11 protein-coding genes are annotated in these 9,936 nt (G+C 53.0%); 6 read left to right on the top strand and 5 right to left on the bottom strand.

Features of this window, described 5'->3' with window-relative positions; all coding sequences use genetic code 11:
• The first annotated feature begins 480 nt into the window (after positions 1-480).
• Both VMC84_RS06715 and pdxS read left to right on the top strand, forming a co-directional pair.
• The gene (locus tag VMC84_RS06715) at positions 481-999 is read left to right on the top strand and encodes a Mut7-C RNAse domain-containing protein (protein ID WP_325379211.1); all 519 of its coding nucleotides are present in this window, start codon (positions 481-483) and stop codon (positions 997-999) included.
• A gap of 302 nt (positions 1,000-1,301) precedes the next feature.
• Positions 1,302-2,198, top strand: a complete 897-nt coding sequence (pdxS, locus tag VMC84_RS06710) for a pyridoxal 5'-phosphate synthase lyase subunit PdxS (protein ID WP_325379210.1) — start codon at positions 1,302-1,304, stop codon at positions 2,196-2,198.
• A gap of 132 nt (positions 2,199-2,330) precedes the next feature.
• Here the strand turns inward: pdxS and VMC84_RS06705 are convergent, their stop codons facing one another.
• On the bottom strand, positions 2,331-2,540 hold the full coding sequence (locus VMC84_RS06705; protein ID WP_325379209.1) for a hypothetical protein: 210 nt from the start codon (positions 2,538-2,540) through the stop codon (positions 2,331-2,333).
• Positions 2,541-2,745: 205 nt separating this feature from the next.
• Between VMC84_RS06705 and VMC84_RS06700 the strand changes: the two genes are divergently transcribed.
• Together VMC84_RS06700 and VMC84_RS06695 are read left to right on the top strand one after the other, a co-directional pair.
• On the top strand, positions 2,746-4,197 hold the full coding sequence (locus tag VMC84_RS06700) for a hypothetical protein (protein ID WP_325379208.1): 1,452 nt from the start codon (positions 2,746-2,748) through the stop codon (positions 4,195-4,197).
• 37 nt (positions 4,198-4,234) lie between these two features.
• Complete coding sequence (locus VMC84_RS06695) at positions 4,235-4,861, top strand: hypothetical protein (protein ID WP_325379207.1); 627 nt, start codon at positions 4,235-4,237, stop codon at positions 4,859-4,861.
• 19 nt (positions 4,862-4,880) lie between these two features.
• On the opposite strand, the gene VMC84_RS06690 is transcribed toward VMC84_RS06695, so the two are convergent.
• The 4 genes from VMC84_RS06690 to VMC84_RS06675 form a co-directional block, all read right to left on the bottom strand.
• A complete protein-coding gene (locus VMC84_RS06690) occupies positions 4,881-5,354 on the bottom strand; it encodes a hypothetical protein (protein WP_325379206.1) in 474 nt (157 codons plus the stop codon).
• A 124-nt stretch (positions 5,355-5,478) separates the two neighbouring features.
• Positions 5,479-6,231, bottom strand: coding sequence for an endonuclease NucS (gene nucS, locus VMC84_RS06685; RefSeq protein WP_325379205.1), 753 nt, complete (start codon positions 6,229-6,231; stop codon positions 5,479-5,481).
• A gap of 55 nt (positions 6,232-6,286) precedes the next feature.
• Positions 6,287-6,679, bottom strand: a complete 393-nt coding sequence (locus VMC84_RS06680) for a hypothetical protein (protein WP_325379204.1) — start codon at positions 6,677-6,679, stop codon at positions 6,287-6,289.
• 10 nt (positions 6,680-6,689) lie between these two features.
• The gene (locus VMC84_RS06675; protein WP_349256750.1) at positions 6,690-7,622 is read right to left on the bottom strand and encodes a deoxyhypusine synthase; all 933 of its coding nucleotides are present in this window, start codon (positions 7,620-7,622) and stop codon (positions 6,690-6,692) included.
• Positions 7,623-7,751: 129 nt separating this feature from the next.
• Here VMC84_RS06675 and VMC84_RS06670 point away from each other — a divergent pair, with 129 nt between their 5' ends.
• Complete coding sequence (locus VMC84_RS06670) at positions 7,752-8,678, top strand: ABC transporter ATP-binding protein (protein WP_325379202.1); 927 nt, start codon at positions 7,752-7,754, stop codon at positions 8,676-8,678.
• A gap of 46 nt (positions 8,679-8,724) precedes the next feature.
• On the top strand, positions 8,725-9,225 hold the full coding sequence (locus VMC84_RS06665; RefSeq protein ID WP_325379201.1) for a nitroreductase family protein: 501 nt from the start codon (positions 8,725-8,727) through the stop codon (positions 9,223-9,225).
• Positions 9,226-9,936: the final 711 nt, after the last annotated feature.

The raw sequence follows: 9,936 nt of genomic DNA, 5'->3' as shown, positions 1-9,936 counted from the left end.
GATTTGTCCGGTATTTCAACACGAAAACACGAAAGACTTTTCTAGTCCCACGTAAGGGGCACGAACCACACTAAAGTGGATGCTTTCACATCAAAACACCAAACAACCTCCCAAAAGCACGGACCTCACTAAATTAATAGAAACACTAGAAAAAGCATATTAAATAAAGTATAAGGATCATGCCGTCCTCGTGTTTCAATCTTTTAGTGGTTTGGTGTTCATTCGGGAGGTTGTTTAGTGTTTTAAGCGCCAGGCATGGAACTTAGTGATTTTCGTGCCCTTACGTGGGATATAAAAGAATTAGTGTTTTCGTGTTGAAAAACCGACGAGCAGTACTAAAGTGGAAAACAGGGCAAAGGACCACGAAAAAAAAACATGGAACTACTGGAGCTCTGTGGTGGAACCGATATGTCAGACTGCATAGCGTAAATGTGAAAATCGTACCCGGCTATATCTAATTGTAAACGAAATATCCTATAAATGAATCATCCCGCCCATCAATTCCTCGTCGACCGCATGCTCGGCAGGCTCATCGCCTGGCTTCGCATCTTCGGCTACGACACGAAAAGCGCGCTTGACCTGGAACCGTCGTCGGACGAGGACACCAGGCTTATAGACATCGCAAAAAATGAGCGCCGGATACTCGTCTCCAGGGACAGGGCGCTAATAGATAGGGCAAAGAAGGCGGGCGCCGATGCCATTCTCGTGGGCTCGGACGACGTGCGGGATCAGCTTGAAAAGCTCATTGAGCGCTACCGCCTGGACGCCGACCCTAACATGACACGCTGCACCGTCTGCAACGCAACATTGCGTGAGGCCACAAAAGCGGACCTGGAAAAGCTTAAAAAGTCCAGTGAAGTGCCCGAGCACCTGTTAAACGATAAGGAGACGCTCTGGGTCTGCGAGAAGTGCGGCAAGGCCTACTGGCGGGGCAGCCACTGGCGGAATATCCTGAAAACGGCTGAAGAAGTCAAAAATTCGCATAAGCAAGCCGAATAAACCATACTAACAAGTATTTAAACGATTGGCCGAATTTGCTTTGCGGGTGGTAAAACGTTCCGTATCGTCGACCGTTTCGTCAAGTACCTGTACGTGATCATCCTTTCATTCGCCGCGCTCATCGGGCTTTTCACCGTCCCGCCCCTGGGTATCGTACTCATGCTATACCTGGGATTCATGCTGAAATACCATACGTCTTGATACCCCACGAGCTTCAAACGGATTTTTCCTATATCCCACAGTATTTAAATACCTAAAACCATTTTTAAAATAGTCCATATAATACGAGTGAAGGTTAAAACATGAAGCTGGAAGAGTTACGCCACGGCACCACGCTCCTGAAGCGAGGTTTCGCGAAGATGCAGAAGGGAGGCGTCATCATGGACGTCACCAACAAGGATCAGGCGCTCATCGCCGAGGAAGCAGGAGCCGTAGCAGTCATGGCACTCCAGGCCGTGCCGGCCGATATCAGGAAAGCCGGCGGCGTAGCCCGGATGGCCGATCCGTCCATTGTGGAGGAGATCATCCACACTGTCACCATACCCGTCATGGCGAAAGCGCGCATCGGCCACTTCGTGGAGGCCGAGATCCTCGAGGCCATCGGCGTCGACATGGTCGACGAGTCCGAGGTGCTGACCCCGGCGGACAGCAAATATCACATTGATAAGACTAAGTTCACCGTCCCCTTCGTTTGCGGCGCCCGGGACCTGGGCGAAGCACTCCGCCGGATCGACGAGGGGGCGGCCATGATCCGAACCAAGGGCGAGGCGGGAACGGGCGACGTATCCGAGGCCGTCAACCACATGAAGAAGATCCAGGGCCAGATTAGAGAGCTCAAGGGCCTCACGCACGAGGAACTCGTCAAGTACGCCCGGAGCATCGAGGCGCCTTCGGAGCTGGTCATAGAGACGGCCAGGCTGCAGCGCATTCCTGTCGTGAATTTTGCCGCAGGCGGTGTCGCCACGCCGGCCGATGCGGCGCTAATGATGCGCCTGGGCGCGGACGGCGTGTTCGTCGGCTCGGGTATCTTCAAGTCCGAAACGCCGGATAAGATGGCAAAAGCCATCGTCGAGGCGGTCAACAACTACGACAACCCTGCGAAGCTGGCAGAGATCTCCAAGGGCGCTGGAAATCCCATGAAAGGTATCGGCGTAAGCACAATGCCTACGGAAGAAAAGATACAGGCCCGCGGCTGGTAAACGGTCAGCGGGCAACTACTTTTTAAATTGGCGAAATAAAAAAGTGTAGGTGTATTCGCACCTACTATCATATAACTCGTTTTTCCATCTTTCCGTGTAATGTCGAGGATGGCTCAGCTCTGGTAAGTGGTCTTACCACCACCAGCCGCCCCATGAAGGCCAGCCCCAGGAGCCCAGGCCCCAGCCCCATGAAGGCCAGCCCCAGCCACCCCAGCCACCCCAGCCACCCCAGCCTCGGCCACCCCAGCCCCAGCCACCCCACCAGGCGGCAGCGACGGGGAGTACCAGTGCCAGGATCGCCAGCACGGAAAGAACGAGTATGGTTAATTTTTTCATTTCCATATCAGTTCCCCCTACAAGATTAAAGTTTAAAATCATTGATAAAATAATTAAGGATTTATATTCGTGATTCTAACAGTATAAAAACACGAAATAACGGCAACGTAGAAGCGATAATTGCATTCTGCGCATGGGGAGAAATGCCGGTAATACGGCCACTGGAACGAAACCACAAAAAATAAGAGCTTACTCGCCATTATTTTAGCCTATGAAGGGCATGAAATCCGTCATCCTGCTGATGATCCTCATGGCATTTATCGCCGTCTCGGCCGACGGGGCCAGCGCGGCGGTCAACGTCTTCGTCAACGCGACTATGCCGTATGACGTTCTCTACCAGGGCCAGATCGTATCAGCGAACGTAACGGTTAAAAACAACGAGAATTTTCCGGTGCGCGTCTACTCGGTCGGCGTCCATTACGACTGGATGCCGGAGGGCGTTTTCACTTCGGTCGACTTCGGCGGAGGCTACGTCCAGGTCGAGTCCAACAGCGTCACCTCGCCCGGCCAGCTGTTGATCCAGTGCGACAGCAGCGTGCCTACGGGCTATCATTCGTTCTACTATAAGGTCGCGCTGGACTGGTATAACTCGTATACGGGCATCTGGATCAACGAGTCGGTCGTCCAGCCCGGCACCATCTACATTGAGTCGCCGCTGAAGCCCCAGGCCCTTCAAGAGCTTCAGTTCGCGAACCAGTCGCTCTCGGACTTCCGGAATAGCGGCTATTCGAGCAGTCGGGCGACCGCCGACGTGAACAACGCGACCGGCCTGCTGAACGATGGCTGGAGCGCCTATAACACGAACGATTATAGCCGTGCCCTGAACGACTCATACGCCGCAATTAATCTTACCACAGACGCGAAGATCGCGGAAAAGAACTATCGCGACAACGTCACGGGCGTTGAAAAAGTCGTCGCGTCCGTTAACGATAAGCTCAAGACCATAAGAGGAACGACCGATCCCGATACGAAGAGCGCCATCGCCAGGGCGGACGGATACCTGAATATGACCCGGCAGTCCATCGACGCGGAAGATTTCATGACGGCCATGACGAACGCCAACCTGGCGAACGGGGCGGCGGATGACGCGATCCAGAAGCAGTTCTACGCATCCCTGAAGGCAAATCAGACGGAAGCGTCCAAGGCCACGGCACGCGAGGCCCTGGATAACGCGCAGGCAGCCCTGGATAACGCGTCGAACATGACCAGCACGGCATCGATGAAAATCCTGGATGACGCCAGGACAAAACTTGGAAATGCAACGATCATGTTCACCAGCGAAGACTATGATAATGCCACGATCACGGCCAACGTAGTATCCAGCCTGGCACAGCAGGCCGAATCCGACGAGGCAAGCTACCGGATGCTGCTGGCCCGGAACAGGATCTCATCCGCCGGCCAGTTACAGAACCCGGATGCAAAGGCCATGCTCGATAACGCTACAAGGATGTACAACCAGTCGGAAAGTGACTTTATTGCGAGCCACTTCAAGGACTGCATCCGGCATGCGGATTCGGCGGCCGCACTTGCCGACAATGCCACAGCCACGGAGAAGAGCTGGCGCGCTGCCAACCCCCTGTCTGCGGCGACGCCTGGGTTCGGCATTTGGGCTTCATTGCTGGCCATCGGCCTTATTTTCATTCTGAGGGAGAGGAAGCTTTAAATCTATCTTCTCCTTTTATTGTCTGCGCCGAGAGGTGATGAGTTTGAAGTATGCCAGGCTGTTAACGGTGGCATTATTATTGCTTATCGTTGTGAACGCGGGCTGCGTCGGATTTATCCGGGACGCCTATAAGGAAATCGGGCCTCAAACCCCTGAATCGCCGGTATCTCCCACGCCGGAGCCGGTCCAGATCAACCAGACCATCGAGCGCCAGTATAATTATGCCGACCGGCTTAACGCCGGCCTCAATAACTATAATAACGCGATAATCGTATGGAATCAGAGCCGGAAGGACTACGATTCGGCGTACTGGGATAACGCCACGGCGAACATTGGCCTGGCCGCCGAATCGATGGAACAGGCCAGGACGGCTTTCCTGAGCATGAAGTCCTTCGCCTCGACGGACGACGAGAGGGCGCTTTCGGAGAAATGGAACGAGACCGCCTATTATGATATTCTGGCCTTCGGCTACATCAACCAGTCATACCAGGAAGGCCGCTATCAGGCTTCGCGGTCTTTCGCCGAGCAGAACCCGGTCCGGTATAACTATTTCGTGAGCCAGGCGAATTATTACATTTCGCTGGCAAAGGAGAGCAAGGCTGAGGCCGAGGCCCTGGAGAACAGGACGTTCATCGGCCAGCTCGGGCAGGTCATCACATCCTGATCCCTGCCCTTTGCTTGTTTTAAAATTTTGGCTGAATCGGCCATATAAATGATGGCACGATGTCCCTGCTGAACTTTGGCCATCCGATGCCCGATACAGGCTCATCGACTATGAGGCTAAACGAGAATATCTTTATAGTATTCCCGCTCCGCTCGTCTATCAGCTTGAATCGTACAACCGAAGACTCCAGCGCTTTTAGCTGAAATATGTGTTTTACCGGGTAGGAGTCAATTAAGCTATTATTAAGGCATTGGGCTCCTGCCGCCTCAACGAGGAGCCAATTCTGGAAGGGATCGGCCTCGGCCAGAGAGACGTTTATGGAACGCCCGGAGGAGGTCACAATACATCCGCCCTCATCCCTTTCGGTCACGATGATGCCCGGCGCCGTATAGGCCTTCAGCATGGGGAAAGTTTCAATGCTGTAGCTGTAAGGCTGCGGATAATACCCGTTCTTGAAGAAAGAGCCGGATACGCTATTGGCGACATGTGGCATGAGGATAAAGACAAAGCAAAGGGCTAAGATAAAACGCATTAACCGGCCATGGCCTGCCATATAAAAGCCTATAAGCTATAAATATTAAGCCTCTGTCCGAAAAATCATTAAAAAACCCGATAAATTAAAAGCTTTCGAGTGAAGACTGCTTGCGGTCCTTGAGCTCGAAGTCGTAGTCGATCTGGCGGTATTCGAGCCCTTTCTCGCCGATGAGCGTTTTCGCCATTTCCGATACCCGCGGGGCACAGAGTATGCCGCGGACTTTCGACTGATGGTTCTTCTTCTTGAAATCGACTAAATAGGCCTCTAACTGATAGACGGCGTTATGCGTGATGGCCGAACGCTTGACCTCGACGACGACCGTAACCCCATTCTTATCCTCGCAGAGCAGGTCGATATAGCCGGAGTTTGTGGCCTGCTCCCGGCGGATGATCCGCAGGCCCTCCTCGATCAGCGACGGGTCGGCTTCGAGCTTGTCGACGATATCCGATTCCTCGCCGATGATATTGAGCTCGGCACCGTCATTTAGATGAAAGATGCTGAGCGCGTCTATACTCTTGAAGTAGATGCGCATGGTCTCGGGCGGGCTCGTGCGTTTCGCTTCAATGGCCAGGCCTTCGCTCATCGTATACTTCACTTTAGTGCCTGGAGGCTGCCAGTTCAGAGGCTCGCGCTTCTCGTTGCCGTGGACCATTACCGTTCCGTCGGCCTTCACGATGACGAGGCGTTCGCCATAGTCGAGGAATGAGCGGGCTCTGCCGTTGTAGTCGACCCTGCAGTCTCCCACGATGGTGACCATGCTCTTTTTAATGTTGCTAACGCTTTCGTTCAGGGCTTCCAGGGCTTCCTCCGGAGTCGGCGAGACCATATACTTCATCGTTCGATAAACATACGTTAAGGGTAATAAAAGATATGGGCCTTGAAAAAAAGTATTATTCTTTTAATGTTTCCAGCAGCCGCGTGCACCAGATGGTCTTGCCCACCTCGCAGCCCTTGTCGCTCCCGATGTCCTGGCAGTTCAGGCAGTCCCCGATCTTCGAAACGATATTCGCATAAAGCTTCCCGTAATCCTCGATCGAGTATTCCTTAAACTCGTAATCGTGCAGGTCCTGGCCGACTGTTGCGTAAGCATCCTTTAAGCCTTCGTCATAGCCCTTTTCCATGCCTTCCCGGATTTTCAGACCGTTGGACTTATTTTCGTAAAAGGCAGCATATTTCTGGATGTCCCAGTCTTTATGTTCGTTCTCCTGGAGCATACTGGCCGCCTCCGCGAGGCCGGCCTTGAAGCCGTCGACGTACTTCGTCAGGTATTCATTATCCGACACGATCTCACCATTACTTTTTCTGCTTTCGCTCGTTGACCGCCGCCAGCATCATCGGTAGGGCGATCGTCGCGTCGCAGTAGACCTGCACCGTCTTCGAGTTCTCGCCGACTTTACCCCAGCTTCGGGCTTCCTCGAGCGTGGCGCCAGAAAGGCCGCCGGTCTCTGCACGGTCCATGGTGATCTGGATTACATAGTCATAGCCTTCCCGGGGCGTGACCAGCATGCACTGGAGGACGTAATTCTTGGGTACTCCGCCGCCGATGAGTAATGCGCCCGTGCGTTTGGCCTCAAAGCACCGGTCCAGAAGCTCGCGCATGTCCTTGAAGGCGTCGACGTGCATCTTGCCCGTCTGGTTATAGAGCCAGGCTTGCAGGCCAATAACCGAATCCTGGATGGCAGGGCAGTAGACGGGCACGTCCGACTCGTATGCGCTCCTCAGGATTGAATGCTTATCGTCGAGGTTCTTGCCGATCTCCGTGAGCAATTCGCGGATGGAATATATCTTACTCTGGTCGAGGCCGCCGAAGACGCCCTGCAGCTTCTTTTCCAGGCCCTCGAAGCAGGAATCCTCGAGATAAACATCGTAAATGCGGTTGATGTGCTGGCTTCTCAGGTCGAAGTCGTTGGCCGTCTCGGTGCCGAACGTGTGGCATCCGCCGACCGCCTCGATGATGTCGTGTACCATGTTGGCGCCGGTCGTAACTAAAATGTCGATATAGCCATCCCTTATCATGTCGGATACGATATTCCGCATGCCCGCCGGCACCATGGCCCCCGAAAGCCCGAAAAATTTAGTCACGTCGTCGGCCTGCATCTCTTCGAGAATATCGCAGGCCCTCGAGATGCGTCCCGCGCCGAAGGCACAGCCGTCCATTTGACCGATAAGCTCGTTAACGGTCATTGTGCCGCGGATCTCCGCGGGCTTGATCTTATTGCCGATCATCTCTAGTCTCAACAAATTACGCTTCGAGGTATTATCAATTTTGTCTTTTTACCCATTAATCGATTGATACATAACCTTTATATTCTCATCCAAAGAAGCTATTTAAGCTTGTAAAACGTCGAATGGGGAATGGGTTGGCGAATGATCGAAGCGCACAACGTCATTAAGAGTTATGGCACCAAAAAGGCGCTCGATAATTTCGAGATGTCCGTAGAAAAGAACGCAGTCCACGCCATCATCGGCCCCAATGGAAGCGGCAAGAGCACGGTCATCAAAATACTTTCCTTACTCATTAAGCCCGATTCGGGCAGCATATCGATCGATGGCATATCCATCAACAACGTTCGCGAGCTGCGCCCCATGATCAGCGTCGTGCCGGAGCTCCAGGCCATACCCGAGAACCGCTCGCCCCGCCAGATCCTGGAAAACGCGGGAAAGGCCGCCAGGCTGCCCAGGGAAGAGACGAAGTACCGGATCGATGTCCTGGCCGAGATGCTGGACATCATGGCCGACCTGGACAGGAAAGTCGGGGATACGTCACTGGGCATAAAGCGGCGCGTCTCATTAGGCGTTTCGCTCATCAACGACGCCAGCCTCATCCTAATGGACGGCTCGCTGGCCGAGCTCGACCCCGGCTTCAGCGTGCAGTTCATGAACGCCCTCAAGGCCACGCGGGACAAGACCGTCGTGCTCACGGCAAACAACATGAACTTGATAGATCAGGTATGCGATAGCGTCACCATCATCAAGGACGGCATGACGCTCATGAACGAGAGCATGCTGTCCATTCGCGAGAAGATCGGGCGTCCTGGCGTCATCCTCCGTGTCAGCCCTATTAATATTCAAAAGGTGGAATCGGTACTGAGGCACCAGATCTACGCTAACCGCATCAAAGTGGGTGAGGACTATCTTTTAGTCGAGGTGGACGATTTCCTGCACATACCGAGCATCATCCGGCAGGCGTCCGCGTTCACCGAGGTCTACGAGGCCCGGCAGACCATGACCTCGCTCGAGGACATGTACCACGCGCTCATCGAGCCGGCCGAGAACCAGTGATTTTTTATTAAGAAGATTAATATGTATATTTCCGGTATTCACTATTATGGACTTTACTGATATCATCAAGAGCCGCCGAAGTATCCGCCAGTACCAGGAAAAGGCTATACCGCAAAAAGACATCGACGATATCCTGGCATGCGCCCGCCTGGCACCCACGGCCATAAACATCCAGCCCTGGCTTATTGGCTGCATTACAGATAAATCGCTCCTGCAAAAGCTCGGCGAAACAGCGGACCATGGAAAATTCATCAAAGATGCCGTCGCCTGCTTCGCCGTGTTCTGCGAAAAGGGCCAGAAGTACTATCTCGAGGACGGCTCCGCAGCCACGATGAACATTATCTATGCTTGCGCCGCGAAGGGCATCGGCACCTGCTGGGTCGCAGGCGATAAAAAGGCCTACGTCGATGACGTGCGAAAGCTGCTTAACGTGCCCGAAAAGTATACGCTCGTCGCCCTCGTGCCGGCGGGCTACCCCGCGGGACAGCCGAAACCGTCCAAAAAGCCGGTAGAAGAGGTCACGTTCAAAGACCGGTACAAAGCATAAATTTAATGCGGTTCCTGTGCTTTTTTGGATTATTATTTTTTATCTGCTAAGTATTTTCGTTTATCTCTGATGCCGTCTTTGAGTGTCCTTAACCACAGGGGCCAGTGGTTACGTGCTTATAGTAGAGGCGCCTGCTTGCTCGCCTTAAAATTTCATTCTGGCTTTTAGTCCTCGAAGAGCACTGAGGACACTATTTTCACCACAGGGGGCAGTGGTTCCGTGTTTGTTATGTAGTCGTTTGTCCTTTGTTCGTGTGGTTCGCTGATTTGTCCGGTTTTTCAACACGAAAACACGAATTATTTTTTCATCCCACGTAAGGGGCACGAACCACACTAAAGTAGATGCTTTCACGTCAAAACACTAAACAACCTCCCGAATGCGCGAACCTCGCTAAATTAACTTGAAACACTAGAAAAAGCATATAAAATAAAGCATAAGGGTCATGCCGTCCTCGTGGTTCAATCCTTTAGTGTTTTCGTGCCATTGGAGAGGTTGTTTCGTGTTTTAAGCGCCAGGCATGGGCCTTAGTGATTTTCGTGCCCTTACGTGGGATATAAAAGTCTTTCGTGTTTTCGTGTTGAAAAACCGACGGGCAGTACGAAAGTGGAAAACAGGGCAGAGGACCACTAAACAAACACGGAACTACTGGAGCTCTGTGGTGAAAAATAGTGTCCTCCGTCACCGTTGTGCCTTAAAGAGCAGCTAACCATC

It is taken from the genome of Methanocella sp. (assembly GCF_035506375.1).
In the GTDB taxonomy this organism is placed as follows: Archaea; Halobacteriota; Methanocellia; order Methanocellales; family Methanocellaceae; genus Methanocella.
This window is presented reverse-complemented; position numbering and strand designations above follow the sequence as displayed.

Excerpts from the sequence above, each read along its gene's own strand:
- VMC84_RS06715 (WP_325379211.1), top strand. The coding sequence starts at position 481 with ATGAATCATCCCGCCCATCAATTCCTCGTCGACCGCATGCTCGGCAGG.
- pdxS (WP_325379210.1), top strand. The coding sequence starts at position 1,302 with ATGAAGCTGGAAGAGTTACGCCACGGCACCACGCTCCTGAAGCGAGGT.
- VMC84_RS06705 (WP_325379209.1), bottom strand. The coding sequence starts at position 2,540 with ATGGAAATGAAAAAATTAACCATACTCGTTCTTTCCGTGCTGGCGATC.
- VMC84_RS06700 (WP_325379208.1), top strand. The coding sequence starts at position 2,746 with ATGAAGGGCATGAAATCCGTCATCCTGCTGATGATCCTCATGGCATTT.
- VMC84_RS06695 (WP_325379207.1), top strand. The coding sequence starts at position 4,235 with ATGAGTTTGAAGTATGCCAGGCTGTTAACGGTGGCATTATTATTGCTT.
- VMC84_RS06690 (WP_325379206.1), bottom strand. The coding sequence starts at position 5,354 with ATGCCACATGTCGCCAATAGCGTATCCGGCTCTTTCTTCAAGAACGGG.
- nucS (WP_325379205.1), bottom strand. The coding sequence starts at position 6,231 with ATGAAGTATATGGTCTCGCCGACTCCGGAGGAAGCCCTGGAAGCCCTG.
- VMC84_RS06675 (WP_349256750.1), bottom strand. The coding sequence starts at position 7,622 with ATGATCGGCAATAAGATCAAGCCCGCGGAGATCCGCGGCACAATGACC.
- VMC84_RS06670 (WP_325379202.1), top strand. The coding sequence starts at position 7,752 with ATGGGTTGGCGAATGATCGAAGCGCACAACGTCATTAAGAGTTATGGC.
- VMC84_RS06665 (WP_325379201.1), top strand. The coding sequence starts at position 8,725 with ATGGACTTTACTGATATCATCAAGAGCCGCCGAAGTATCCGCCAGTAC.